Annotated in this window: 24 protein-coding genes and 13 tRNA genes; 5 read left to right on the forward strand and 32 right to left on the reverse strand. The window is 36.1% G+C overall.

Going from position 1 to position 24,495, the window contains the following annotated elements:
* Positions 1-282 precede the first annotated feature (282 nt).
* A complete protein-coding gene (locus HBB17_RS16255) occupies positions 283-717 on the reverse strand; it encodes a DMT family transporter (RefSeq protein WP_167958562.1) in 435 nt (144 codons plus the stop codon).
* 290 nt (positions 718-1,007) lie between these two features.
* Here HBB17_RS16255 and HBB17_RS16260 point away from each other — a divergent pair, with 290 nt between their 5' ends.
* Positions 1,008-1,385, forward strand: a complete 378-nt coding sequence (locus HBB17_RS16260) for a pyridoxamine 5'-phosphate oxidase family protein (RefSeq protein ID WP_167958563.1) — start codon at positions 1,008-1,010, stop codon at positions 1,383-1,385.
* A 248-nt stretch (positions 1,386-1,633) separates the two neighbouring features.
* On the opposite strand, the gene HBB17_RS16265 is transcribed toward HBB17_RS16260, so the two are convergent.
* From HBB17_RS16265 to HBB17_RS16280, 4 genes are all read right to left on the reverse strand, one after another.
* The gene (locus HBB17_RS16265) at positions 1,634-2,809 is read right to left on the reverse strand and encodes an aspartate aminotransferase family protein (protein ID WP_167958564.1); all 1,176 of its coding nucleotides are present in this window, start codon (positions 2,807-2,809) and stop codon (positions 1,634-1,636) included.
* The gene (argB, locus tag HBB17_RS16270) at positions 2,802-3,683 is read right to left on the reverse strand and encodes an acetylglutamate kinase (protein ID WP_167958583.1); all 882 of its coding nucleotides are present in this window, start codon (positions 3,681-3,683) and stop codon (positions 2,802-2,804) included. The genes HBB17_RS16265 and argB overlap by 8 nt, the downstream gene beginning before the upstream one ends.
* 145 nt (positions 3,684-3,828) lie before the next feature.
* Positions 3,829-5,052: a bifunctional glutamate N-acetyltransferase/amino-acid acetyltransferase ArgJ gene (gene argJ, locus HBB17_RS16275; protein WP_167958584.1), complete on the reverse strand. Its 1,224-nt coding sequence runs from the start codon at positions 5,050-5,052 to the stop codon at positions 3,829-3,831.
* Positions 5,053-5,166: 114 nt separating this feature from the next.
* Positions 5,167-5,616 (reverse strand): GNAT family N-acetyltransferase, encoded by a 450-nt coding sequence (locus HBB17_RS16280; RefSeq protein ID WP_167958565.1) that lies wholly within the window; start codon positions 5,614-5,616, stop codon positions 5,167-5,169.
* Between the two features lie 502 nt (positions 5,617-6,118).
* Between HBB17_RS16280 and HBB17_RS16285 the strand changes: the two genes are divergently transcribed.
* Entirely contained in the window at positions 6,119-7,345 is a 1,227-nt protein-coding gene (locus HBB17_RS16285; protein ID WP_167958566.1) for an argininosuccinate synthase, read from the forward strand.
* Positions 7,346-7,433: 88 nt separating this feature from the next.
* Here HBB17_RS16285 and HBB17_RS16290 read toward each other — a convergent pair whose 3' ends face one another.
* From HBB17_RS16290 to HBB17_RS16330, 9 genes are all read right to left on the reverse strand, one after another.
* Positions 7,434-8,201: an ABC transporter permease gene (locus tag HBB17_RS16290; RefSeq protein WP_167958567.1), complete on the reverse strand. Its 768-nt coding sequence runs from the start codon at positions 8,199-8,201 to the stop codon at positions 7,434-7,436.
* Complete coding sequence (locus HBB17_RS16295; RefSeq protein ID WP_238483778.1) at positions 8,191-9,075, reverse strand: metal ABC transporter ATP-binding protein; 885 nt, start codon at positions 9,073-9,075, stop codon at positions 8,191-8,193. Before HBB17_RS16295 ends, HBB17_RS16290 begins: the two co-directional genes overlap by 11 nt.
* Before the next feature lie 87 nt (positions 9,076-9,162).
* Positions 9,163-10,752: a sensor histidine kinase gene (locus HBB17_RS16300; RefSeq protein ID WP_167958568.1), complete on the reverse strand. Its 1,590-nt coding sequence runs from the start codon at positions 10,750-10,752 to the stop codon at positions 9,163-9,165.
* Entirely contained in the window at positions 10,749-11,420 is a 672-nt protein-coding gene (locus HBB17_RS16305; RefSeq protein WP_167958569.1) for a response regulator transcription factor, read from the reverse strand. Before HBB17_RS16305 ends, HBB17_RS16300 begins: the two co-directional genes overlap by 4 nt.
* A 392-nt stretch (positions 11,421-11,812) precedes the next feature.
* Complete coding sequence (locus tag HBB17_RS16310) at positions 11,813-12,409, reverse strand: Maf family protein (protein ID WP_167958570.1); 597 nt, start codon at positions 12,407-12,409, stop codon at positions 11,813-11,815.
* Positions 12,410-12,480: 71 nt separating this feature from the next.
* Positions 12,481-13,107: a histidine phosphatase family protein gene (locus HBB17_RS16315; RefSeq protein WP_167958571.1), complete on the reverse strand. Its 627-nt coding sequence runs from the start codon at positions 13,105-13,107 to the stop codon at positions 12,481-12,483.
* Positions 13,108-13,216: 109 nt separating this feature from the next.
* Complete coding sequence (locus HBB17_RS16320) at positions 13,217-14,380, reverse strand: M23 family metallopeptidase (RefSeq protein ID WP_167958572.1); 1,164 nt, start codon at positions 14,378-14,380, stop codon at positions 13,217-13,219.
* A gap of 59 nt (positions 14,381-14,439) precedes the next feature.
* A complete protein-coding gene (locus HBB17_RS16325; protein ID WP_167958573.1) occupies positions 14,440-15,468 on the reverse strand; it encodes a GTP pyrophosphokinase in 1,029 nt (342 codons plus the stop codon).
* 418 nt (positions 15,469-15,886) lie between these two features.
* A complete protein-coding gene (locus tag HBB17_RS16330) occupies positions 15,887-16,201 on the reverse strand; it encodes a HAMP domain-containing protein (RefSeq protein WP_167958574.1) in 315 nt (104 codons plus the stop codon).
* 203 nt (positions 16,202-16,404) lie between these two features.
* Here HBB17_RS16330 and HBB17_RS16335 point away from each other — a divergent pair, with 203 nt between their 5' ends.
* Positions 16,405-16,980, forward strand: a complete 576-nt coding sequence (locus HBB17_RS16335; protein WP_167958575.1) for an N-acetylmuramoyl-L-alanine amidase family protein — start codon at positions 16,405-16,407, stop codon at positions 16,978-16,980.
* A 117-nt stretch (positions 16,981-17,097) separates the two neighbouring features.
* Here HBB17_RS16335 and HBB17_RS16340 read toward each other — a convergent pair whose 3' ends face one another.
* From HBB17_RS16340 to HBB17_RS16350, 3 genes are all read right to left on the reverse strand, one after another.
* Positions 17,098-17,970, reverse strand: coding sequence for a YitT family protein (locus tag HBB17_RS16340; RefSeq protein ID WP_167958576.1), 873 nt, complete (start codon positions 17,968-17,970; stop codon positions 17,098-17,100).
* Between the two features lie 261 nt (positions 17,971-18,231).
* A complete protein-coding gene (locus HBB17_RS16345; RefSeq protein ID WP_167958577.1) occupies positions 18,232-18,936 on the reverse strand; it encodes an MBL fold metallo-hydrolase in 705 nt (234 codons plus the stop codon).
* Positions 18,936-19,457, reverse strand: coding sequence for a PadR family transcriptional regulator (locus HBB17_RS16350; RefSeq protein WP_167958578.1), 522 nt, complete (start codon positions 19,455-19,457; stop codon positions 18,936-18,938). Before HBB17_RS16350 ends, HBB17_RS16345 begins: the two co-directional genes overlap by 1 nt.
* A 61-nt stretch (positions 19,458-19,518) precedes the next feature.
* On the opposite strand from HBB17_RS16350, the gene HBB17_RS16355 reads away from it, so the two are divergent.
* Positions 19,519-19,806, forward strand: coding sequence for a hypothetical protein (locus tag HBB17_RS16355; RefSeq protein WP_167958579.1), 288 nt, complete (start codon positions 19,519-19,521; stop codon positions 19,804-19,806).
* A gap of 368 nt (positions 19,807-20,174) precedes the next feature.
* Here HBB17_RS16355 and HBB17_RS16360 read toward each other — a convergent pair whose 3' ends face one another.
* Positions 20,175-21,137 carry an alpha/beta fold hydrolase gene (locus HBB17_RS16360; protein WP_167958580.1) on the reverse strand — a complete coding sequence of 321 codons (963 nt, stop codon included), beginning with the start codon at positions 21,135-21,137 and terminating at the stop codon, positions 20,175-20,177.
* A gap of 172 nt (positions 21,138-21,309) precedes the next feature.
* Between HBB17_RS16360 and HBB17_RS16365 the strand changes: the two genes are divergently transcribed.
* Positions 21,310-21,780: a hypothetical protein gene (locus HBB17_RS16365; RefSeq protein ID WP_167958581.1), complete on the forward strand. Its 471-nt coding sequence runs from the start codon at positions 21,310-21,312 to the stop codon at positions 21,778-21,780.
* A gap of 310 nt (positions 21,781-22,090) precedes the next feature.
* Here the strand turns inward: HBB17_RS16365 and HBB17_RS16370 are convergent, their stop codons facing one another.
* The 14 genes from HBB17_RS16370 to HBB17_RS16435 form a co-directional block, all read right to left on the reverse strand.
* A complete protein-coding gene (locus tag HBB17_RS16370) occupies positions 22,091-22,660 on the reverse strand; it encodes an NUDIX hydrolase (protein ID WP_167958582.1) in 570 nt (189 codons plus the stop codon).
* A 222-nt stretch (positions 22,661-22,882) separates the two neighbouring features.
* Positions 22,883-22,962 (reverse strand) — tRNA-Leu (locus HBB17_RS16375).
* A 20-nt stretch (positions 22,963-22,982) separates the two neighbouring features.
* Positions 22,983-23,055 (reverse strand) — tRNA-Lys (locus HBB17_RS16380).
* 48 nt (positions 23,056-23,103) lie between these two features.
* A tRNA-Gln gene (locus HBB17_RS16385) sits at positions 23,104-23,175 on the reverse strand.
* A gap of 35 nt (positions 23,176-23,210) precedes the next feature.
* Positions 23,211-23,284 (reverse strand) — tRNA-Arg (locus HBB17_RS16390).
* 29 nt (positions 23,285-23,313) lie between these two features.
* Positions 23,314-23,385: transfer RNA gene (locus HBB17_RS16395), tRNA-Gly, on the reverse strand.
* A 31-nt stretch (positions 23,386-23,416) separates the two neighbouring features.
* Positions 23,417-23,487, reverse strand: a tRNA-Gly gene (locus HBB17_RS16400).
* Positions 23,488-23,494: 7 nt separating this feature from the next.
* A tRNA-Pro gene (locus HBB17_RS16405) sits at positions 23,495-23,569 on the reverse strand.
* A gap of 34 nt (positions 23,570-23,603) precedes the next feature.
* A tRNA-Leu gene (locus HBB17_RS16410) sits at positions 23,604-23,689 on the reverse strand.
* Between the two features lie 6 nt (positions 23,690-23,695).
* A tRNA-Val gene (locus HBB17_RS16415) sits at positions 23,696-23,768 on the reverse strand.
* A gap of 60 nt (positions 23,769-23,828) precedes the next feature.
* Positions 23,829-23,902: transfer RNA gene (locus tag HBB17_RS16420), tRNA-Asp, on the reverse strand.
* A gap of 4 nt (positions 23,903-23,906) precedes the next feature.
* Positions 23,907-23,979 (reverse strand) — tRNA-Thr (locus HBB17_RS16425).
* Between the two features lie 52 nt (positions 23,980-24,031).
* Positions 24,032-24,103, reverse strand: a tRNA-Glu gene (locus HBB17_RS16430).
* Positions 24,104-24,164: 61 nt separating this feature from the next.
* Positions 24,165-24,236 (reverse strand) — tRNA-Asn (locus HBB17_RS16435).
* Positions 24,237-24,495: the final 259 nt, after the last annotated feature.

Raw genomic sequence — 24,495 nt, forward strand, 5'->3', positions numbered from 1 at the left:
GTTCCTGCTTGCTCTAGAACTTCGTTCTTTCGCTAACTTATCGGGTGAAATCAAATGCTCACTTCGTTCGCGCTTGATTTCCTTCCGATATCCAGCAACGCTTCGCGTTCCTGCTTGCTCTAGAACTTCGTTCTTTCGCTAACTTATCGGGTGAAATCAAATGCTCACTTCGTTCGCGCTTGATTTCCTTCCGATAAGTTATATTTTACAAAATTGGGGGTGGTATTACAATAGGCATTTCTACAAATTTAGTCTTAATTTATGCATTTTTTTTGAAAGGGGTTATTCCCACTTGAATGTAATGATTCCGGCAATGAATAATGCTACCCCGATTAACTTACGAAATTGGAATGGTACCTTTTCTACTTCGAATAATCCGAACAGTTCAATTACATATGACATGACCATCTGTGCAACAACAATCAGCATTGCTGCCTTTGCTGGTCCTAGTGTTGCTACACTTTTGATTACAGTAAATGTTATGAATGCTCCCATTGCACCACCAAGTAACATGTACTTATGATCGATTTGAAATAACGATTGGAAGTTACTCTGTCTACCTGTTACAAACCAGGCAACCAAACATACTACTAATGCTGTTAATTGAACAAAACTACTTGAAACCCATACACTTGTCTGTTTCGTTACCCCCGTATTAAAGACGCCCTGTACACTCATCAAAATTCCTGAAACAATCGCAATTAAAAATCCCCACATATCTTTCTTCCTTTCGTACTCGAATTTACTTTGGATCAAGATAATCTTCTTATGTTTTCTCTAATCCTTACCATGTATTTTCTCCACATATTAGCAAAGTATGCATATATTATATAATACAGGTTCAAAAGTTATATTCATTTTGTGCTTGCACAAAAGGGAATATAACTTATTGAACCGCCAAATATGAGCAAGTAGCGCTTTTGCGCGGATTGCGAATATTTGAGAATTGTGTGAGTTGCAAAGCAACGGAACAATTCGTAACAATTCTCATTTAGAAAGGATTCATTATGGAGTTGTCATGTAAACAAAAACTTTCTACGGAGGATATTCTATGGGTGCTAACCCGTACAAACATATGTCATTTGGGAATGGCGGAAGAGAATCGCCCTTATGTCATTCCGATGTTTTATACCTATTGTGTAACTGACTTACAGGTAACCTTTCATCTTATTAGTCATTGCCAAGGATTAAAGATGCGTTGCCTTTGTAACAATCCTTTCGTTTGCATACAGATTACCATTCCAGTAAAAGGAGGATACGCAAGTGTAAATGCCTGTGGATTGGCTACCACTCACTGTGTGGGTGTAGACGATCACTATAATCGTAGAGATGAAATCGATATCTGTACTACGGATCTTTCTGGTATCTTTTATCCCGTTTGTTAATCATGACACAAAGGAGCAAAGTCAACCTTACGATGTGTTCACCTACTGTATACAGAAAACAACAAGGGACAATGAAATATAATTATTTTCATTGCCCCTTGTTGCTCATCTATTCTTGTATTGCAAAAGCAATCGTGCATCACGTTACGTCGTATCAAGACTAGCAAAATACAACGCGAGATTGCACCCTATTGTATCCCATTATTAACCGTAAGACATAAGTAAATAGCTTACCTCACAACCGTTCACTAGAAACAAGTCTTAAGAATAGCAATCATGGCATCCACGTCTTCTTTTGTAATAACAAGTGGTGGTACAAAACGAAGAATATTGGAACCTGCTGATATGATTAATAATCCACGATCCATTGCTTTTAGGATGATATCTTTTGCAGGTATGGTTAATTCTAATCCTTGCATTAGACCTTTTCCACGTCTTTCTTTAATGCAGGCAAATTCACCAACTAATGCATCTAATTGTTGTTCCAGATATGCAGAGACTTCTTTCACATGGTCGATCAAATGATAACTTTCAAACATATCAAACACTTTACTTACTGCAGCTGTTGCCAACGGATTAAAACCATAGGTTGTACCATGATCCCCAATTTCAAAAGCGCTTGCAATACGCTCTGTTGCAGCAAATGCGCCAACAGGTACTCCGCATCCTAAGGCTTTTGCTGAAGTCATGATATCTGGTTTCACACCATAATCCTGGTATGCAAACATGGAACCCGTTCTCCCCATTCCACATTGGATTTCATCAAAAATCAATACGATATCTTTTTCATCACAAAGAGCACGAACTCCTTGCAGGAATTCCTTTGTTGCTGGATATAACCCACCTTCTCCTTGTACAGGCTCTAAAATGATCGCACAAGTTTTCTCATTTACTTTTGCTTTCACACTTTCCAAATCATTGAAATCAGCAAATACAACTCCATTAATCAATGGACGGAACGCTTCCTGGTATTTGGGTTGACCAGTAACCGCTAATGCACCTGTACTTCTTCCATGGAAGGAATGATTCATAGAGATGATTTCACTGTCATTTGTCTTTGTTTTGTTATATGCGTACTTTCTAGCTAATTTGATTGCACCTTCAATTGCCTCTGTACCACTATTGGTAAAGAATACACGGTCCATACCAGTTGCTTTGTTGAATTTCTCTGCAGCATCTGCTGCTGGTACGTTATAGTACAGATTGGATGTATGAATTACTTTATCAATCTGCTCTTTCAATGCTTCATTATATTCTTTGTTGTTATATCCAAATGCAAATACAGCAATTCCAGCTGCAAAATCCAGATATTTCTTTCCTTCGTTATCAAATAAATAGACGCCATCCCCTTTTTCTATAGCGATTTGATAACGACTATACACTTGCATAAAATTCTTATCGCTTACTTCGATACATTTATTCATTCTCTAACCACCCCTCATTATTGATAATTGCGGTTCCAATACCACGATTTGTGAAGAACTCTAGTAACAAACAATGTTCTCTTCTACCATCTAAGATATGGACTCTTGCAACGCCATTACGAACAGCATCAATACAGTTTTTCAATTTTGGAAGCATTCCACCACCAATATATCCATTATTGATCAATTCATCTGCATGATCTAATGTTAATACAGAGATTAACGTACTTTTATCCTCTGGATCTGTATATACGCCTTCAATATCCGTTAAAAAGGCTAATTTTTCTGCTCCAATCGCCTGCGCAACTGCACAAGCTGCATCATCAGCATTTATGTTATAGGTTTGAAAGTTTTCATCAATTCCGATTGGTGCAATCACAGGAATAAAATCATTCTCGATTAAAGTATCGATCAAGTCCGTATTAACTTTCTTAATATCTCCAACGAATCCAATGTCGTGTCCATTTGGCATTTTCTTATCTACCATGATTGTAGCGCCATCTTTTCCACACATACCGACAGCTTTTACACCAATCTGTTCAACCATCTGTACAAGATGCTTATTCACCTTGTTCAATACCATCTCTGCAATTTCCATTGTTTCTGCATCTGTAACACGTAAACCTTCTATGAACTTTGTTTCTTTTCCAACTTTATTAATCCACTTACTGATTTCTTTTCCACCACCATGAACAATGATTGGCTTCATTCCGATTAGTTTTAACAATGCTACATCTTTGATTACATTCGCCTGTAGATTCTCATCTAACATGGCACTACCACCGTATTTTACAACGACTTTTTTATTGTTAAATTTTTGTATGTAAGGTAATGCTTCAATTAAAGTCTGTGCTTTAATCATTACTTGTTCCATCGTATCCATTGTAATGTTCTCCTAACCTTTTCTATAATTGTCACTATTTTAAGCAAGCTCGTATCGTAACCTGTTTTTATTCTATGTATGGTATTGCTAAAGCCTAATCTCTACGCAATACCTTTTGCGTTCTAATCCAAATGTTCTAAGAGCGATAATCAGCATTTATCTTAACGTAATCATAAGTCAGATCACAACCCCATGCTGTTGCCATAGCTTCGCCCATCTTCATATCAATAATTGTACAAACTTCTTTTGCAGATAAGATCTTTGTAGCGAATTCTTCATTAAATTCCGTATCCATTCCATTCTCAACCAATTTTACTTTTCCATCAATACTTTCAATGAATAGGTCTACTTTATCCGGATCAAAATCAATACCTGCATAACCAAGGGCACATAAGAATCTTCCCCAGTTGGCATCATTTCCATAAACTGCTGTCTTTACTAAGCTAGATGTTGCTACCGATTTACTTAAGGCAACTGCTTCTGTTTTTGAAGTAGCATGAACAACCTTAACTTCTAATAACTTCGTAGCACCTTCTCCATCACCAGCCATTTGTTTCGCTAATATTGTATTTACTTGATTTAATGCTTCTACAAACTTGTAATAGCTATCATCTTTTGTAGTGATCATCTTGTTTCCAGCTAATCCATTGGCTAATAGGAAACAACTATCATTGGTTGAGGTATCTCCATCAACCGAAATCATATTATATGTACTTTGTACGTCATCAAAGATGGCTTCTTGTAGCAATTCCTTTGACATCGCAATATCTGTGGTAAGGAACGCAAGCATGGTACCCATGTTAGGGTGAATCATTCCAGAACCTTTTGACATACCACCTAAGGTTACTGTATGACCATCAATTTCAAATTGTACCGCCACTTCTTTTTTATGTGTATCTGTGGTCATAATCGCTTCCGCAGCTAATGAACCTGCTTCTAAGGTTCCTTCTAAACTTTTCACTAATTGATCAACACCATATAAAATGGCATCCATATTCAATTGTTTTCCGATTACACCTGTAGATGCAGTTAATACCATCTCCTTTGACAGATTAAGTTTCTTTGCTACTTCAGCAGCCATTACTTCATTATTTGCTTTTCCCATCTCACCGGTACAGGCATTGGCAATTCCGCTGTTTACTACTATTGCCTGGACACTGGAGGAATTCTTAATTACCTCTTGATCCCAACGAACAGGAGCTGCCTTTACTACATTTCTTGTAAATGTACCTGCTGCTACGCAAGGAACTTCACTATAGATCAATGCCATATCTTTGCGGTTTTGATATTTTATACCTGCTTCTGTACTTGCTGCTTGAAAACCTTTTGCTGCCGTAACTCCACCATTAATACTCTTCATAATCATTCCCATGCCACCCACAATTGCTTGCGACATTGCTCTTTTCTTATAAGAAATATGAGCAACGCATGGCTCCTTTCTTTAATTTTTACTTTCTAGACTACTGTACCAACCTTATTCTTTCTTCCCTACAATCGTGATTGGATCCGCTTGGATTGTAAAATCATAATTGTTCAGGTCTTGTCTGTAACGCCATCCAAGTTCATTCCAGAATGTATTCCCTACTGCATTCTGTGTAAATGCAACCAGATTCACTTTATTGATCTTTTCTTTCTTTAATGCTTCAACTGCTGCTTGCACCATCTTATGACCGATTCCTCGGTTTCGATGATCCTTATGGACACATACATGATAGAAGCAACCTTGTCTTCCATCATGACCACACAGGATTGCTCCGATAATCACCTGGTCTTCTTCATATACAACACTCGTTTTCGGATTTCTTAATAAGAAGCGTTCAATTCCTTCACGAGAATCATCGATCGTACGAATTGCAAATCCTTCGATGGTCTGCCATAGTTTATATACATTATCATAGTCTTCAATTGTCATTTGTCTAATCATAAGACATCTCCTATCATACACCGTTTCGTGAATCAGCTCGTATTATTGCATTCCAACTGAATTGCTTGATTTTATAATTATACATCTATGTTGCATTTTATGCAAGTATGTATTTCTGTTTTTTTTCATGACAAATAGTAGTCGTAATGAATAATGTATACTTCCACTTTATATAAGAATATACTACATTTTTTTAACAGATACGTCCAGCTTATTCAACATTTTATTGGAATCCAAATTGATTTTTTTCTATTTTACTACTTGCATAATATTAATATATGTTGTATATTTATAATATGTTGTAAGGTGCAAACGTATCATTTTCCCTTACAGATATACGAATTGTTCCGTTGCTTCGCAACTCCCACAATTCTGCAACATTTACAATCTGCGCATTTGCGCTACTTGCTCATATTTGGCAAGTGAAAAGGTCATAGATACTGATTTCCTTTTGGATGCGTATACATATTAGCACAATACATATTTTAGGAGGTATATTAATATGAAAGAAAAAGTTATCTTAGCTTATTCAGGTGGATTAGACACCACAGCAATTATTCCATGGTTAAAAGAAAACTATAATTATGATGTTGTTTGTTGCTGTATCGATGTTGGTCAAGGCAATGAACTTGATGGACTAGATGAAAGAGCAAAAGCTTCTGGTGCAGTGAAATTATACATAGAGAATGTAATAGATGAATTCTGTGACGAATACATGATTCCATGTGTTCAGGCAAATGCAATCTATGAAAATAAATACTTACTTGGTACTTCCATGGCTCGTCCAGTAATTGCTAAGAAATTAGTTGAAATTGCTAGAAAAGAAGGTGCTGTAGCAATCTGCCACGGTGCTACTGGTAAAGGAAATGACCAGGTTCGTTTCGAACTTGGAATTAAAGCACTTGCTCCAGACATCAAGATCATCGCTCCTTGGAGATGCAATGATACTTGGAAGATGAAATCTCGTGAAGATGAAATCGAATATTGTAAACAACATGGTATTGATTTACCATTCTCTACAAGTAACAGCTACAGTCGTGACAGAAACTTATGGCATATCAGCCATGAGGGTCTTGAGTTGGAAGATCCTGCAAAAGCTCCAAACTATGATCACTTATTAGTTCTTGGTGTATCCCCAGAGAAAGCTCCAGATGAAGGCGAAGTAGTTACCATGACATTCGAAAAAGGTATTCCAACCAGCTTAAATGGAGAAAAACTAAAAGTTTCTGAAATCGTTACAAAATTAAATGCTCTCGGCGGAAAACATGGAATTGGTATCATTGATATCGTTGAAAACCGTGTTGTTGGTATGAAATCACGTGGTGTATATGAAACTCCAGGTGGAACAATCCTTATGGAAGCACACCAACAATTAGAAGAGTTAATACTTGATCGTGACACCTATACCGCAAAGAAAGATATGGGTAATAAGTTCGCTGATATCGTATACGAAGGAAAATGGTTCACTCCACTTCGTGAAGCTGTTCAAGCATTCATCGAAACTACACAAGAATACGTTACTGGTGAAGTAAAGTTCAAATTATACAAAGGTAATATCATCAAGATGGGAACAACTTCTCCATATTCCTTGTATAATGAAAGCATTGCTTCTTTCACAACTGGTGATTTATATGACCATCATGATGCAGAAGGATTCATCAACTTATTCGGTTTATCCTTAAAAGTTCGTGCTATGAAGATGGCAGAAATCAAAAATAATAATAAATAAATGTTGTAAACCATAAATGCGTACAACCGTAAAAAGCCCCGATATGAATAATCATGTATATTTATTCACATCGGGGCTTTTTTATACATTAACCAACTCTTCTATTTTTTCGTAAAGCAAGATATAAAATCAAACAGGAAACTGCAGTTAGGAATAACATGGATTGAATATACGGAACAAAGTTGTATGTTCCTCCTTTCCAAAACCCTGCAAAATCTTCACTTATATAGCTCATCGGAAATAGATATGCGATAAATCGTAAGCCTTTTGGCAACTGACTTGGCATAACCCCGAACATACCACATAAGATCATGATTCCAAAATAAAACGCCATTGTTATTGCATACGTTGGTCCAAACTTTTTAAAATACAATGCAATCCCATGCGCCATAATAAATAAGATGCATACCAACAGATATAAACTTAGGATTAACACACCTGCTGCTTTTAGTGTCGGTACTGGAATATCTAATACGGTATAATCCACGATTGTAAACAAGATTAGCGAAATCGTCATGACAATCAGATAACTAATCATCTTAACAAGAAGTAAGGTTCGGTGGGAATAGCCAAACATCTGGATACGGAACGGTATTTTTTTCTCTAATTCCTGAGAATAGGTCGCTGCATACCCAATCAAAACTGTTGCCATTGGAATCACTAAACTCATGGTGATAAAAACCCCTGCTTTTGTTTCTTCCATCATTTGCTCCGGAACACCTTGTAAGAAAACTTTTACGGTTAAGATGGACATAATAATAGGAAACAAAATACCAAATACAAGTATGAATACATTGCCAAGGGTATTTCGCAATTCATATTGAAGCAATTTCAAACTAAATCCTCTACTCTGCATGTTGAATTCCTCCTTGTAAAGCGTTAATCGACATAATTTCTATATCTCTGTCACTTCTTTTGAAATTCACATTCTGTGCAAGCAGATGATTAATAATCTGACGCTCCTTTTCTTCATTCTCACAAGAAAGTGCAAGCAAATGCGATGGAGCTGCTATCCGCTCATAATTTTTCGTTATTTCTTGGTTTTTTGCTGTATTGTCTAAGATAACGATGGCATGTTTACAGTATTTTTGAAACAATTCTTCTTTCGTTCCATAATCAACAACCTGTCCTTGGTCTAGAATTAAGATTTTATTTACCAGTTGTTCTAATTCTTCATAATAGTGAGAAACCATACAGATCGTCGTATCCTTCTCACGATACCATTCTTGTAATTTTAACACCAACTGCTGCCTCGTTTCAAAATCCAAACCAGACGTCACTTCATCAAAAAAGGTAAGTTTCGCATCTTGCAACAAGACCAGAATAATGGTCATTCTTTGTTTTTGTCCACCTGATAACGCACTGTATCTCTTTTTTAGACAATCTTCCATGCCAAAGAATGCGATCAATTCTTGTAAGCGTTTATTCTTCTTAATACTTGTATTTAAGATTCCCTCCATAATATAGCGAATGGGCATATTATCTACATAATTATTTTCCTGTAGATGAACTGCAATCTCCTCTTGTTTAAGATTAGTAATAATCCTTCCCTTATATGGAGTAACACCGAGGATTGCTTTCACTAATGTACTCTTCCCTGCACCATTTGCACCAATAATTCCAATCCGGTCTCCCTCCTGCAATACAATAGGTTTTGTAATCGATAATGCCACTTTCTCTCCATAAGTGACACATATATGATCAATCGTTACCATACACATCAACCTCATACTTTCTTTTTCATCTTTCCACTTCTGATATCTTCATTATAGCAGTTTCATATGAATTTCGTATGAAGATTGGATGGAGATGTTATGCTACTTCTTAAATAGAATTGCAGTCTCTACTCCTTCTTTCACATTTCGTACTGTTGCAGAAAAACCAAGTACCTTGCTATAATAAGAAACCACATACAGACCCAGTCCATGTCCTTTATTAACCATGGAAGTATTCTCTTCTCCCGTAACAAATGGTTCAAAGATATGTGGTAATATCTCTTCCTGAATTCCCTCATTCCTTGTGAGTAGTGTAAATGCAGTCTTCTCTAGTGATATCTGCAATTTGGTTCCTTCTTTGGCATATCGCACGCCATTAGATATCACATTGTCCAAAATAGTATACAGAATTTCTCCATCTGTTTCTAGGAGAACCTCCTGCAATGAGGCATCCCACGTAAGTCCTCTTTCCTCCATCTGTACATGATAGGAAGCCATCTTTTGGATTATGATTTTTTTTACATTCACCGTCTCTGTCTTTCTTTCCCTCTCACAACGACTGAGATCAAGAATATCTTCAACCATTTTCTGCATGGTTCGCAATTGTTCCTTCACCTTTGGTAGGTACATTTCCACATCCCGAAACTTTCCAATCTGCTGGATCATTCCATCTACTAATAGCATTGCCGCTGCTATTGGTGTCTTCAACTGATGAGAAGAGGCTCGAAGGAATACTTCCTGTTTCTCATTCTGTTCCTGTAATCGCTGATTGCTCTGCTTCAATTCCACATATTGTGCAGATAATTGCGCATACATGACATTAAGGCTTTGACTTAAGATAGCAATCTCATCTTCTCCTTCTGCAATTTCTTTTTCTGGAATAAGATTCCCCGTATTTCTTACATATTCCGCATGACTTGCTAGTTTTTGTATGGGAGTGATAATTTTTTGTGCGATGATATGAGTTGAAAAAAGTATCAAAAGCACGGTTACTGCAACAATCATTGGTAAACTCTGCAAAACAACTGGACGGATCTCGCTCATTCTTGGGGTCATTACTGGCAGTAATGTTAGTAAAATGTCATCGTTGTCTTTGCTACATGCAATATAATTGGTATAGTAATTCATCCCATCCGTTCCATCCCACTGATAAACAGCAATATTCTTCCCAACTGCACGAAATCGGCTGAAAACTTCTTTGAAATTCTCCCGATCAAATACTTGAACCTCTTCAAACTGAATGGGTAGCTCCGGTGAATCCACAAATACTTCCTTCATGAGCTGTTCCACCTCTTTGAAATCACTAGAGAACGATGCTTCTTTAAAATTCCCTGCATCGTCACCTTCAGACGCCTGTTGAAATTTGTCGCGTACATCATACAATAAGGAAAGAAGTTTTTCATTAGTTATAGAAACTTTCACGGAAAGATAGGTATTATACACGTAGATGCTATCCTCATTCTCTGGTATTCGAAAAGAAAAAGTAGCTGTTGGATTTCTTACCGATACTTCCGAATAATCCCTGTCTTTTATAAAATGTTTCTGAACCTGAACAATTTCATCGAAATAGCTCTTTTTCATATGATCCACATATAAAGAAGGCAACATAAAGATAAAGTAACCAATGATAAAACCAATCAATAATGTTACGAGAATGGCACTATACACAAACATTTTCTTTGATAATTTCACTCTTTTGCCTCCCGATCAAATTGATATCCCACTCCAATGACTGTTTTAATATAGTTCCTCGGTAATTTTTTTCTGAGATTCTTCACATGTGCATCTATAATTCGATCATTGACACAGATATCTTCTTGAAAGATTTTTTGAATCAATTGCTCCCTCTGGAAAACCCGATTAGGTTCACTTGCTAATGTCTTAAGCAGTAAGAATTCACTCACCGTCAAGTACAAGGATTGTTTCTTGTAGAAAGCCTGATAGGCTTCCTCATCTATAAGTAATTCTTCCGTTTCTTTCTTTTCCTGTGTTTTCCCCACTCTTCGATGAAGAATGGTCTCAATTCTCTTTAGTAAAAGAATCGGTGAAAATGGTTTGATTATGTAATCATCCGCAAACAAGTTAAAAGCATGCACCTGTGTTTGCTCATCATCTAATGCGGATAGCATGATTACAGCCATATCTGGCTTATTCTTTCGAATATACGACAATACTTCCATACCACTAATCTTCGGTACCATGATATCTAATACCGCTACTTCAAACGTAGCTTTGTCAATAGCATCGATTGCTTCTTTCCCATCACGAACTACCGTCACTTCATGTCCCGCCATCTTAAAATATTCCGTTGTTACTTCCTGTATTGTTGGCTCATCTTCTAAGAATATAATCTTAGCCATAATATTTCCCCTTTCAATCGACTATTTTTCTCTTACTTTCCATCCTTATCGTCAACAATTGTGTATAAAATTCACATTACACGTTCTTTATACATTTCCTATTATTATACAACATTTCAAAACGTATGCGAATCGTATTTATTAATTTCTCTTCTTACATTTCTCCTTATATACGCATGAATGGTCCATATATCCTTTCTTTTCTTTTTGCTGACTATATAAAAACACTTCTCTCTGGATACAGACAAAACATGTAGTCTCGTCAATATTCCCAAAGAGAAGTGTTCTTGAATTTGTTCGGATTCTTACATTTTTAATATCTAATTCATTTCTTACATAAGTCAATCTTCCATGACTTACGATTTAAATATTAATTTAAGATTTCATATATTTTAATTTGTTAGGATTCCCTCTTCTAATAAAATATTATAAAGTTTCGATATTGGTAATCCTACTACATTATAGTAATCCCCATCTAATTTCTTAATATGTGCTGCAAATTTTCCTTGTACTGCATAAGCACCCGCTTTATCCATTGGTTCTTTTGTTGCAATGTAAGCATCAATCTGCTGCTCATTCATCGCATTAACATACACTTTTGTTTCAACTGCGAAATTAATCTCTTTATCCGTTACAGAACCATCTTCCTGCTCCATCTTAATGATGACGGATACACCTGTATACACTTCATGTACATCATTTTGCAACAATTGCAGCATACGTTTGGCATCCTCTTCATTTTTCGGTTTCCCCATAATCTGATTATGATAGGAAACGATGGTATCACAACCAATTATTACATCATTGACATTCGCACCTTCCGCCACATCATTTGCTTTCATGGATGCCAACCCTTTTACAATATTTACAGGTTCCTTTTCTGTAATAACTTCTTCTTTATTACTTACTTTCACTGTGAATGGAATTCCCACTTGTTCTAAAATCTCTCTTCTTCTTGGGGAACCCGACGCTAATATAATATTGTACATATTCATCCTCCATTGATCTTTCTCAGCCGTTTGATAAAAAACCACTGTTCTTCTTTGTCCCATTTGTTTTACTACCAGTTCTTTCTTAAGAGTTGCGAATATTGCTCCAAATGTGCATAATCGTTAAATCTCTCTACGTAAAACTGTTGTCGTTCTTTATTGTAGTTCAGTTGTGTAATGCTTGTATTCTCCAAACAAAGACCAAACTGCAGCTTATGTGCCTGGTCCATACCAAGTATGCCTGCTAATATGGAACGTATCGTTCCACCATGTGTCACTATTGCCACATTTTCATAGTTTGTTGCTATTATCTCATTTAGTACCTTTCTTGCACGATTCCATACATCCTGTCCACATTCACCTGCAGGGAATGCAAGATCACTGTCCATTGTACTTCGCTCCTTCAGAAAATCTCCATAATGTTCTAGATTATATGCGTCCGTATTGCCTTCTAATTCTCCAAAATCAATCTCACGCAATTCTTCTCTGACCCGATGTTCCGCATGAAGATAGGCATTTGCAATCTCTGCAGTTTCTTTCGCACGTATATAATCACTAGAATATAGAAGATCAATGGAATACATCGCCAATCTTTTTCCCAATAAATCTGCCTGCTGCTTGCCGACCTCCGATAATTCCACGTTTACATTACATAATTTGCTGTTTTGTCTTGCGTGTCTTATTAGATAGATCTTCATCTGTACCCACCTGCTTCCTTCTGGTTCTTTCTCTCTGTTCTTATTTTAGTCATTCTTCTATAAACATAACGCATGTGTAATCGTTTTCCTTGTCTATTGTATGAAACCTTTACTTTTTCTTTTTATATTCTTCTGCTGCTGGATCTTTTATATTATAGATTCGGACCCATTCCTTTGTTTCTGTATTCTTTACCGTTTCTGATCGATTACGATAAAGGAAGCGAATCAAATTATAACAATCCACCCAAATTTCATTATTGCCTTCTTTTTGGGATTCATCAAAGATTAATTGTAATCCAAAATGCAGATGTGATGTATCAATATTATTCACATTCTCCGTTGTACTATATCCCGTTCTTCCAAGGTAGCCAATTACATCTCCTGCTTGCACGATACTTCCTTCCTGCAATTCTTTGTTATAAGGGAAGTTCTTACGCAAATGTGCATAATAGTAATAGCGTTTTCCATCAAAACTTCGGATACCTAACCGCCATCCACCATACTGATTCCAACCAATTGCTTCCACATACCCGGATTCCACTGCTATAATTGGTGTACCAACCTGCCCCATCATATCATGTCCAAGATGCCTTCTTTTATATCCATAGGAACGTGATACTCCAAAATCATCATAATCACAATATGGAAAATTCTTTGCAATCGGTAAAAATCCCTTAAGTCCATACTTTTTGACCCATATTGTTTCCGTAGAACTTTCTTCTTTCTTTTGCTCAATTTCATATTCTCCAACCAAGCCACCTAAAACTGCAGTGTATGCTTCTAGATAATAGGAATAATATTGCATATCTGCTGTAATAGTATCCATCGTTTCTTCTTTTGCCAACAACTGCTCAACTAGCTGATCCATATCTTTCTGCTTGTATTGTTTGAACTCTCCACCATATCGAGCTCCCAGATATGCTAAGATTTCGATCCAGTTAACATGAATATCTTTTCCATAGGATTCTACATCATATGTATATGCCCGATCCAGCGCTTCGTAGGATACATTGAATTCAACCCACTTTATGAATTCTTTCTTTTTAGTGGAATCCTCTTCCACTTGCTTTTCGCTATTCTGTTCGGACTTTTCTTGTTCTGCAGATTCTGTCTCTTGTTTTGTTTCTGTATTATCTTCTCCATCTTCCTGTTTTTGTATAATCGTAGCTAACGCAGGATCTGATACCTTGTCATATATAAAGAAAGAGAAGGCAACAAGGACAACAAACAGCTCACATAAAATTCCCTGCTTTAATCGAAACAACCGATTCATATATACCTCTCATACTAAAAGATACTACTATAGTATGAGTCGATCCCATCACTTATGAATTAAGTTGTTGGTTCTGGTTTGGTCTCTTTCTCTGATTGCTTCATGATTCCACGGTATTTCTTAATGATTTCCTTCATATCCTTGCGAATACCATATTTCTCATAATATTCTTTGCTACACAATTCTAAGATTGTACGAAGTGAACTTACCTGGTACCATTTATAATTATCATCAAAATGTTGCAAGGTGTCCGATTCCACCGATTCTAGATATTGGTTACAGGAATCATAGTATTTTTTCAAATCACCAATACTTAATTGCAATTGTTTCAATTCTGATACTAATTCACTTACCATGCGTGTACTCTTTTCCTGATTTGGAAATAGGTAATCCATAAATACTTGTAAGGTATCCATATTGATCTGATCGTTCTCAAGTGAATTGAAATTTTCCTCCATAACATTGGATAACATCTCTTGTCTATACTTGAAGATTTCTTCTCTAAGTTCTTCAAACTGTTCATCTGCTTCCTCTAACATTGCACTGATTCGAGAAAACTTACGTTTGAATTTCATTGGAATATCATCATCTTTCTTATACTCCAATTTGTGCTCGATTTCTGCCCATGTATGCATCAAATTTGTACGAATCTGTACTTCTGCTTTCAATTTTCCAAAATCACGATAGTTTGGTGTTGATAACCACTCTTCCTTTACCTTTACAATAAAGTGATGGGAACGATAACCGAATTCATTCTCATCGAGAAGGTCTTCCTTATCCTCACTCTCCAACACCTGAAATTCCTTACTAATTATTTCACAGATTTTTTCAATATCACTTCTATAGTAGCAGATAATTCGGATTCCACATATATCTTCAATCTGTTCAAATGGTGTTTCATACTTCTTACGTTCAATCTTCTTTAGAAAAGAATCAAATGTTTTAATACGATAATCAATAGTCAAATAGCCTACATTGATCTCCGATAATAGAATTTTCAATGCCTCCACTAAGTTCTTGGCTAACTTTTCATATTGATCAGCCAATTCAAAAAATTGTTTCTTTAATATATAGATATCTTTTTTCATTCTAACCTCCAAAACTTTTATAACAGGATTGTTACAAAAGTCTTCACTATACATAAGCTTATCTCCCATAATAACTTTAAATCATCTACTATAAAGAACAAAATCGCATGCGTAATAACATAACGTCAACAGTATTTTGCCCTACTATCATTATATTCAATTATCACCATAACTTCAAGTAATATCCCCAAGGAAAACGCTTTGTTATCCCTTGACAAGCATTTTTTCAGTATACATTTTTCCCTTTCTCAATTCACTAAAAAAATACTATCACAAGATTCCGTAGATTCTTGTGATAGTATTTTATCATATTGGTTTGAGTTTGAGTTGATCTGTTCTCTCTACCCTCCTTTAATGAACAGATTATTTATATATATATACTATCTATTCTTTGTGAAACGACTGTGAAATTACTTTGTCATACTAGGGCTTTTGGTATTTTTGTTTTTAGTTCATGGGTAATATTACGAAATAGCTGTTTTCGATGTTCGATATCCGCTTTCAATTGATCAATATTCTGACTTAGTTGCTGAGACATGGTATTAATACTGGTGGCTAATTGTCCGATTTCATCGGGTTCGTTGTATTCTACCTGTTTGCTAAAATCCAAACGGGCAACACTTTCTGCAACATGGCTCATCTCAATAACTGGTTTTGTTATCTTCTTCGAAAGATAGATTGCAATGGCTCCACCAACAAGTAGGATAAACGATCCCACGATTAGATAGTTCAATCCTAAGTACTACCAATAGAGTACCTAGTAAAAATGTCAAATTTGTTGCAATTATCCATTTATTGTAGATAGAAACCTTCTCTCTTGTAATTATCAAGGCCTCCCTTGAATTTGCTCTCACGTTCGGTACACAAGAATACAACCTCTGAATATAATAAAGCAAATGGATTTCATCCGTTTATCTATAATGAGAGGAGACCCCTATGGCAATTAAGATCTTTATCGACCAAGGACACAATCCAGAGAACGTTAACGCTGGAGCAGAAGGCAACAATCTACGTGAACAAGATATCACTTATAATGTGGGGATTTACTTAAGAGACCTGCTAAACAATGATTCTCGTTTTGAAGCTCGAACTTCTAGAAATACACCTACTGAAATATTGGGATACAACAATACGTCAAGTTTACGTGCCAGAGTTGACGCAGCAAACAGTTGGCCTGCAAATTATTTCATCAGTTTACACTGCAATGCAAGTGATAATCCAAATTATAATGGTACAGAAGTCTATGTTGCACAAGCATTCTCGCAAGCCTATTATCTTGCAGAATATATTCTAAATGCAATCGTAGCACGTGTCGGAACAAGAGACAATGGTGTGCGAATCAATCCATCGCTTTATGTTCTCCGTAATACAACAATGCCCGCACTTCTTGTTGAGATGGGCTATATTACAAACTTTGAGGATGCCCAAAAATTACGTGATGACCAATATCAATTTGCATACGCCATTTATGAAGGCCTATTAACGTATTTTGGCTTTTCTCCACAAGCATAAGAAATATAAACACCAAAAACTAGTTTGCTAAAAAGGACTACAGAGAATCGGATTGCATGCAATCTTTTCTTTGTAGTCCTTCTCAATATAATCATTTTTGAAATTGTTCTTCTTTCCTTATAGTTCCTCAGCATAAACCTTTTTCGTAGAGAAACCTCTTCCTTTTACTTCATTCACCTGGCTGATTACAACAAATGCATCCGGATCAATCTCTAATACCAATTGATTCAGTTTCGGTAACTCTCGGTTACTAATGACTGATAATACAACAAGATTGGAATTTCTACATAAACCAGTTTCAGCATGCATCAATGTGGAACCACGATCCAACTGCTTAATGATTGCCTGATTGATGTCCTCGTATCTTTCACTTATTATCTTCACTTGGACCAGAGATTTTCCTTGTACAAGTACTTTATCCAACATCACCGTATAGGTAATCACTAATAAGATTCCGTACAATACTTGCTCTTTATTTGAGAAGATCATCTGCAGAAGTAATATTGAAAAATCAATTATATACAATGAAACCGATACAGGTATTCCGAATTTCTTATTCAGAACTAGTGGAGGAATATCTACGCCACCAGTGGAAGCTCCTACACGTAACACAATTCCAATACCAAAACCAATCATGATACCACCGCATATAACCGCTAGCAACTGATCATTGGTAATTCCTTGGAGCGCTTTGCACTTTTCCAGTATACCAAATATAATTGGATAATAGAATGTACTAATGATCGTTGTTAATGCAAACTTTTTCCCTAATATAGCAAGACCAATCAAGAACATAATGGTATTGAATGCACTAACAAAAAAAGTTATTGGTATATTGAATTGATGATGAAAGAATAATGCAAGTCCTGTGGTCCCACCTGTTATTAATTGATTTGGTAGAATGAACATCACAACAGCGGCAGCATAGATTGTATTCCCAGCTAAAATGTAAAATAAATTCTTCAAATATTTTTTCTTTATATATTTCATCTTCATATATTCCTTTCTTACCTTGCTCCAATTAGTAACTATCGTGTTTTATACCGTGGCATCTGCATTACTGCGCTACAGTAAAGTACAAAAAAAGCAGACTCTCGTCTGCTTTTAAAATTCTATATAAAATTGTCGTATTCTTCGTTTTTGATATTTCATTCTTTCCTTCATAATCATCACCAATTAGATAATACCATTCATTTTGCAATTTGTAAACACAAATCTTGCAAAATTTATAAATCTAGTATAAGAAATTTTTTATAACTCCTTACGATCGAATGGTTTACCATGGCCAGGATATATGCGATGAATCGAAAAACGATCCAGTTTATGTAAATTACTTACCAGCTGTTTATAATCCAATGCATTAATTGCATAGCTTGGTTTCTTCAAATTCACATAGCTATCTCCAACAAGAGCTTCTCCCTCATCTGTTACGATTGCAATACTCCCCTGCGTATGTCCTGGGATATGTACAATACTTGCTCCAACACCATACGCATCGAGTCTCATACCATCTTGCAAAATAATCTTTGGTATAAATGTTTCAAATTCATTGGAGATCTTTGCTGCCATTTTCTTAATTATCGGTTTCAATAGTGACATAATGATCCGATATCCTATGGAATGATACCGGCTATTACTTAACATCTGTTGTACTGTCATCTGCTGAACAAGGTTACAATCATCTTTATGAATTGCAACAGGTACATCATATTTCTCGCTTAAATATCTTGCATTATACGAATGGTCACAGTCCCCATGAGTCAATAGGATGACCTTTAATGTTTCTTTCGTACAATTGAGCTTAACCAATTCTTTCTCAATTTCTGCTCTTCTACTTTTTACTTCTTTATCCAAAAACATTGGACCACCTGTATCCACAAGGATATCTCCTTCTTTAGACCGGATCAGATAACAGTTAACTCCATCTAAATCAATCGTATAAATTGTTTCCTTCATTATAATTCCTTCCTTTCCATTATATCATCACACCATGCAATGGTTTCCTTCATTACTCGAATACCGTAATACAAAACTGATATTTTGTAATAATAACACTCCTTATTTGGTAAAGCGGAGAATTTTTTCTCTAACTCATATAGTTGATTCAAGTACTGAATATTCTTTTCACGATAGATTGCCAGTAGATTCCTTCTTGTATCCGAATCCAACAGATCATAGAAATAGATTTTAACTAGCTGTGTTCCTTTTCCATCATCAACCTGAATTGGCGTAACCAACCACTCCATAAATGCATTTCTTCCCTCTTTTGTAATCTGATAATAATTTTTTACCCTCTCCCCTTTTGCTCCTTCATACATCGTTACTAATTTTTTTTCCGTCAATCTTCTTAATATGGGATACAGACTCCCAAAACTTGCCTTATAGAACACCCCAATTCCTTGATCAATAAATTTCTTGATGTCATAACCTGTCATATCTTCATAATTGATAATTCCTAATACGATGAATTCTAACATTGTTTCACTCCTTACTCTGTATGTTTATTTTATTTATTTAGCTTTTTTGTTATTTCCTTATTTGATTATTAGATTATTTGCTTATTCCTTATTAGCCTATTTCCTTATTGCTTATTCCCTTGTTGCTTATTCCCTTGTTGCTTATTCCCTTATTGCTGTTTCACTTATTGCTGTTTCACTTATTGCTGTTTCACTTATTGCTGTTTCACTTATTGCTGTTTCACTTATTGCTGTTTCACTTATTGCTGTTTCACTTATTGCTTATTTTACCTTTGTTAGTTTACTATCGACTATTGTCTTATTCGAGCTTTGTGTTTACCAGTTTGTATCGTATCGATATATCGTCTAGTAATAGATTACTTCAACTAGTACATTCTGTCAACTTTTTTTTGCATATAATTAAAATTAAATCATCTCATATGGTAAGTTATACGTTTCTCTTATTTTTTCATAAACTATGATAAATACGCTTTGCGAGTTTAACAAGTTATCGCGGCAGTCGCCAAGGTCTCAAGGAAACGTGGACTTTGGCTTGTTGCTCGCGTAAAATAAAAACAACCTATTATGAAAAGCTTGCTATGAAAATAGTATTTCATATAAAGCAAGACACTTCATACAGGTTGTTCTTGTATTTATGTAATATTCCACATTTACTTTTTATTATAGGTTCAGGTTTGTTTCTCTTTCATAATCGATCTCTTTCTACTCAATCGATACCTAATTTATTATTTGTTCTAAAAATGACTCTGTTTGGCTGGCCATTTCCTTAAAATACGTCCAATGAAGATAATGCGGTCCATCTAGTTCAACTAATTGTGAGTTGTGTAATTTCTCTAGATAAGTTTGATAAAATGCTTTCGTTGTTCTTCCGTCAGAGGATATTTTCTTATCTTTTGCATAAAAGATTAAGACAGGTAAATCATTTGGAAATTCTAGTTCTTCCGTTTGTTTCATATTGGTTTTGGTTTTTCTCATCTCATCTACTACATTTCGATTATATCCATTCCAAGCTACCATGGCCTTCATAATTTTTTTATCCTTTTTTGAATAAACATGGTGCACATCTTCTGGTAAATATTGATTCGGTGTAATTGATACAGCTAATCTAGAAATCCCCAACGTTGGGATTAGCCCCATCGCCTTAGGTACTGTAGGTGCATTTTCATCAAAATACGAACACATTCTTGGTAATGTACAATCGATACCAACAACAGCTTCTACCTGTTCCGGATATTCATTTACATAATTAATGGCATACATTCCAGCTATAGAGTGTGGCATTAAAACAACTGATTCCGTGATTCCTGATTTCTCTAAAGCCTCATGGACTTCTTCTGTAATGTTGTCAATTGTACGTGCACGTTTTGTTTTCTCACTATAACCATATCCAAATGGTTCAATTACCACAACTTTATTTGATTTCGCCATTTCCTTTACTAAAGGTTCAAAATCAATTGTTGGTGCTGTGGTTCCTAAACCAGGTAATAATACAATCGTATGTTTTCCTTGTCCTTTACAGTAGACATGCATCTTATTGCCAAATACTTCTACCATCTCACCAGGTGCTTTATATATCCCTTTTTCATAATTGGTCTCTACATAGTTAAAAAAGATCCAAGCACAGATCACCACAGGAACCCAAAAAAGAAGACCTTTCCCAATTTTTTTTAGCATCTTCATATAACCACCTTACTTCCTTTCTATCTATAATTATGGCAAATAACTATAAGATAAACCATAATTTCATCTTACAAATGCATTTGCAATCTTACATTTATGAAAGGTTGAATTATGCACCAACCAATGTAAATGAAATATATTATACTATAGAGATGAAAAAGGCAGTGCTGCCATGAATATCTGTCAAGTTCTTAATACCAATTGTAAGCTTAAAAATACTACACCACACATTCTTTATCAAAAAGAAAGTACCCATGTTGCATACCAAGCTCACCATCGATATATTCTTCATCATCAGGTTATTTATGATACGGATCCCACCGATGGGCAACTGAAGAGAATCACTGGTAAACTGTATTTTATCAATGAGATGGGTGAACACATCCCTTGTTCTTATATACCGATTACCATTATGACTACGCCTTCCGTAAGTCCACAAGTCGCACATACGAATAAACATGGACATTATACATTTACTTACCAGATTGACTACAAAGATTCTTCCCTTATAACTTGGGTTCAGCATACGAATAATATGAAAATTTATCAGTATTTACCTACACTACGTATTCATTTTCCATTGGATACCGTTATTGACGATCAGGATCATATTCTATCCGAGAGGCCTTATTGCAATACCTGAACTTATCATAGCTTGTAAACGTATACTCCTTCAATAAACCATGGCGATAGAATCTATAATTATGAACAAACGAAACATATATCTTGTACACAACCATTGATTCTACACAAAAACCTCCAAATGTTGTCATTAACAACACATTTGGAGGTTTTTGTGTATATTTCTGTTTTTTAATATTTTTACTTATTTAATATTTTTACTTAGCTTTAAACGATTCCTCAGTTTTTCTTTAAACCAGCTATGATTATTCTATAAACGATTTCTTTGATACATATTTGAATGTTTACTCGAATATTTTTTTATTTAAAAACTAATTGGTCTTACCCATATTTTTTAACTTTTTATTCAATTTATCATAAATCCCATGCATCCATTCTTCATTAACAGCTGCAATTACTTCCTCAATAGGAAACCATTTTACTCCACTATTTTCGTCCTCTTTGATAGCTAACATATCACTTTCTTCTGCTTCAAGAAGATAGGTAACATTAATATGAATATGTGAGGAAACATACTTTCCTCTCTTAACATGACCATTTACACAAAGTGCTTCCAGTGAAAATATATCATTTGAGATTGGCACGATATGCTGAATTCCGGTTTCTTCTTTTGCTTCCTTTATTGCAACATGAAGAAGATCCTGGTCACCGTCCGCATGTCCACCTGTCCATGACCAAGAATCATAAATATTGTGGTAAATCATAAGTACTTTTGTATGAGAGGAATTTACAATCCATGAAGAACTAGTAAAGTGTGCAAATTCATTTTCACGAGTAAAGATATTCGGAAATTTTTCAAGATAATCAATCATTACCTTTCGATCCTGTTCCTCTTGTTCATTAAAAGGAATGTATTCCATTAATTTTTTCTTCCAATTCATTTTATCATTTTCTATGTGCATACTCTCTACCTTTCTGTTTTTTACTATACATATTGCAACCAGTAAGTTCTTTGATTTGACGCCCATATATGTTAGCGTTACTTCATGATTCCATCTTCCAATTATCACAGTTTATCTTATACTAGTTTATTTAATAAGAACGTTGGAGGACTTTCCTATTAAACAAAAAAATGCCTAAACTCTACAGTTTAGACACATGAATGCGGATGACAGGAATTGAACCTGCACGGTCTCCCACTAGATCCTAAGTCTAGCGCGTCTGCCAGTTCCGCCACATCCGCATAAGAAGAAACCTTCTTAATGAGACATCGGGGATTCGAACCCCGGACAACTTGATTAAAAGTCAAGTGCTCTACCAACTGAGCTAATATCCCATTTTGCTATTATTGTATAACAATTGATTACTCAGAGTTACTCTCTGACTGGGCTAGCTGGATTCGAACCAGCGACTGCAGGAGTCAAAGTCCTGTGCCTTACCGCTTGGCGATAGCCCAAAGGCTAAATAAATGGATATCCAAATATTTAGTAACGTGCCACAAGGGATTCGAACCCCCGACACACGGCTTAGAAGGCCGTTGCTCTATCCAACTGAGCTAGTAGCACACAATCTTAATCTTCATGAGATAAAGATAAGCGCGAGACGGGATTCGAACCCGCGACCCTCGCCTTGGCAAGGCGATACTCCACCACTGAGCCACTCGCGCGTAATACTTTGTATATTCAATTAACATACAAAGCGGGTGATGGGAATCGAACCCACGTATCTAGCTTGGAAGGCTAGTGTTCTACCATTGAACTACACCCGCATATAAGTCGGGGTGACAGGATTCGAACCTGCGACCTCTTGATCCCAAATCAAGCGCTCTAGCCAAGCTGAGCCACACCCCGATATAATTGGTCATTCATACATTGCTTATTGATATGCCGGCGACCGGAATCGAACCGGTACGGGCGATTAGGCCCGCAGGATTTTAAGTCCTGTGCGTCTGCCAGTTCCGCCACGCCGGCATAATATGGGACCAACAGGGCTCGAACCTGTGACCCTCTGCTTGTAAGGCAGATGCTCTCCCAGCTGAGCTATGATCCCATGGGATATTATAAACCAATCGTCTATAATAAGCATTGTATATTCACATAATTTATGTGACGACCCAAGCGGGACTCGAACCCGCGACCTCCGCCGTGACAGGGCGGCGCTCTAACCAACTGAGCCATTGGGCCATGAAGCCGACGATCGGACTTGAACCGATAACCTGCTGATTACAAGTCAGCTGCTCTGCCAATTGAGCCACATCGGCATATATAACAATTTTAAATCATGGAACAAAGAAAATTAATCATCTTTGTCAATGACTCCAAGGGGATTTGAACCCCTGTTACCGCCGTGAAAGGGCGGTGTCTTAACCGCTTGACCATGGAGCCAATTAATAACAAGCGAAACAATATCATCTCTCTTGCATAAGTCACAACATACTGTTGTTAACTCCCCGAGCGGGGCTCGAACCTGCAACACCACGGTTAACAGCCGTGTGCTCTACCATTGAGCTATCGAGGAATATTAATACCGGAACAGAATATATACGGTATTATTTAAATAAAATACCAAAGTTATTTTATTTTGAGATATAAGTGAGGAGTGTATTATACTCTAAAAAACTCGTTTACTCCAAGAGTAATAATTGCTCTTTTATATCTTCAAAACTACACATTGATTCATGACTTCCACCATCTTTGCTTCCATCATGTTGTCAGATTCTTTTTGGTTAAGCCCTCGACCTATTAGTAACAGTCAACTACATGTGTTACCACACTTC

The organism is Anaerosporobacter faecicola, from assembly GCF_012070565.1.
Classification (GTDB): domain Bacteria; phylum Bacillota; class Clostridia; order Lachnospirales; family Lachnospiraceae; genus Anaerosporobacter; species Anaerosporobacter faecicola.

Excerpts from the sequence above, each read along its gene's own strand:
- HBB17_RS16255 (WP_167958562.1), bottom strand. The coding sequence starts at position 717 with ATGTGGGGATTTTTAATTGCGATTGTTTCAGGAATTTTGATGAGTGTA.
- HBB17_RS16260 (WP_167958563.1), top strand. The coding sequence starts at position 1,008 with ATGGAGTTGTCATGTAAACAAAAACTTTCTACGGAGGATATTCTATGG.
- HBB17_RS16265 (WP_167958564.1), bottom strand. The coding sequence starts at position 2,809 with ATGAATAAATGTATCGAAGTAAGCGATAAGAATTTTATGCAAGTGTAT.
- argB (WP_167958583.1), bottom strand. The coding sequence starts at position 3,683 with ATGGAACAAGTAATGATTAAAGCACAGACTTTAATTGAAGCATTACCT.
- argJ (WP_167958584.1), bottom strand. The coding sequence starts at position 5,052 with ATGAAGAGTATTAATGGTGGAGTTACGGCAGCAAAAGGTTTTCAAGCA.
- HBB17_RS16280 (WP_167958565.1), bottom strand. The coding sequence starts at position 5,616 with ATGATTAGACAAATGACAATTGAAGACTATGATAATGTATATAAACTA.
- HBB17_RS16285 (WP_167958566.1), top strand. The coding sequence starts at position 6,119 with ATGAAAGAAAAAGTTATCTTAGCTTATTCAGGTGGATTAGACACCACA.
- HBB17_RS16290 (WP_167958567.1), bottom strand. The coding sequence starts at position 8,201 with ATGCAGAGTAGAGGATTTAGTTTGAAATTGCTTCAATATGAATTGCGA.
- HBB17_RS16295 (WP_238483778.1), bottom strand. The coding sequence starts at position 9,075 with ATGAGGTTGATGTGTATGGTAACGATTGATCATATATGTGTCACTTAT.
- HBB17_RS16305 (WP_167958569.1), bottom strand. The coding sequence starts at position 11,420 with ATGGCTAAGATTATATTCTTAGAAGATGAGCCAACAATACAGGAAGTA.
- HBB17_RS16310 (WP_167958570.1), bottom strand. The coding sequence starts at position 12,409 with ATGTACAATATTATATTAGCGTCGGGTTCCCCAAGAAGAAGAGAGATT.
- HBB17_RS16315 (WP_167958571.1), bottom strand. The coding sequence starts at position 13,107 with ATGAAGATCTATCTAATAAGACACGCAAGACAAAACAGCAAATTATGT.
- HBB17_RS16320 (WP_167958572.1), bottom strand. The coding sequence starts at position 14,380 with ATGAATCGGTTGTTTCGATTAAAGCAGGGAATTTTATGTGAGCTGTTT.
- HBB17_RS16325 (WP_167958573.1), bottom strand. The coding sequence starts at position 15,468 with ATGAAAAAAGATATCTATATATTAAAGAAACAATTTTTTGAATTGGCT.
- HBB17_RS16335 (WP_167958575.1), top strand. The coding sequence starts at position 16,405 with ATGGCAATTAAGATCTTTATCGACCAAGGACACAATCCAGAGAACGTT.
- HBB17_RS16340 (WP_167958576.1), bottom strand. The coding sequence starts at position 17,970 with ATGAAATATATAAAGAAAAAATATTTGAAGAATTTATTTTACATTTTA.
- HBB17_RS16345 (WP_167958577.1), bottom strand. The coding sequence starts at position 18,936 with ATGAAGGAAACAATTTATACGATTGATTTAGATGGAGTTAACTGTTAT.
- HBB17_RS16350 (WP_167958578.1), bottom strand. The coding sequence starts at position 19,457 with ATGTTAGAATTCATCGTATTAGGAATTATCAATTATGAAGATATGACA.
- HBB17_RS16360 (WP_167958580.1), bottom strand. The coding sequence starts at position 21,137 with ATGAAGATGCTAAAAAAAATTGGGAAAGGTCTTCTTTTTTGGGTTCCT.
- HBB17_RS16365 (WP_167958581.1), top strand. The coding sequence starts at position 21,310 with ATGAATATCTGTCAAGTTCTTAATACCAATTGTAAGCTTAAAAATACT.
- HBB17_RS16370 (WP_167958582.1), bottom strand. The coding sequence starts at position 22,660 with ATGAATTGGAAGAAAAAATTAATGGAATACATTCCTTTTAATGAACAA.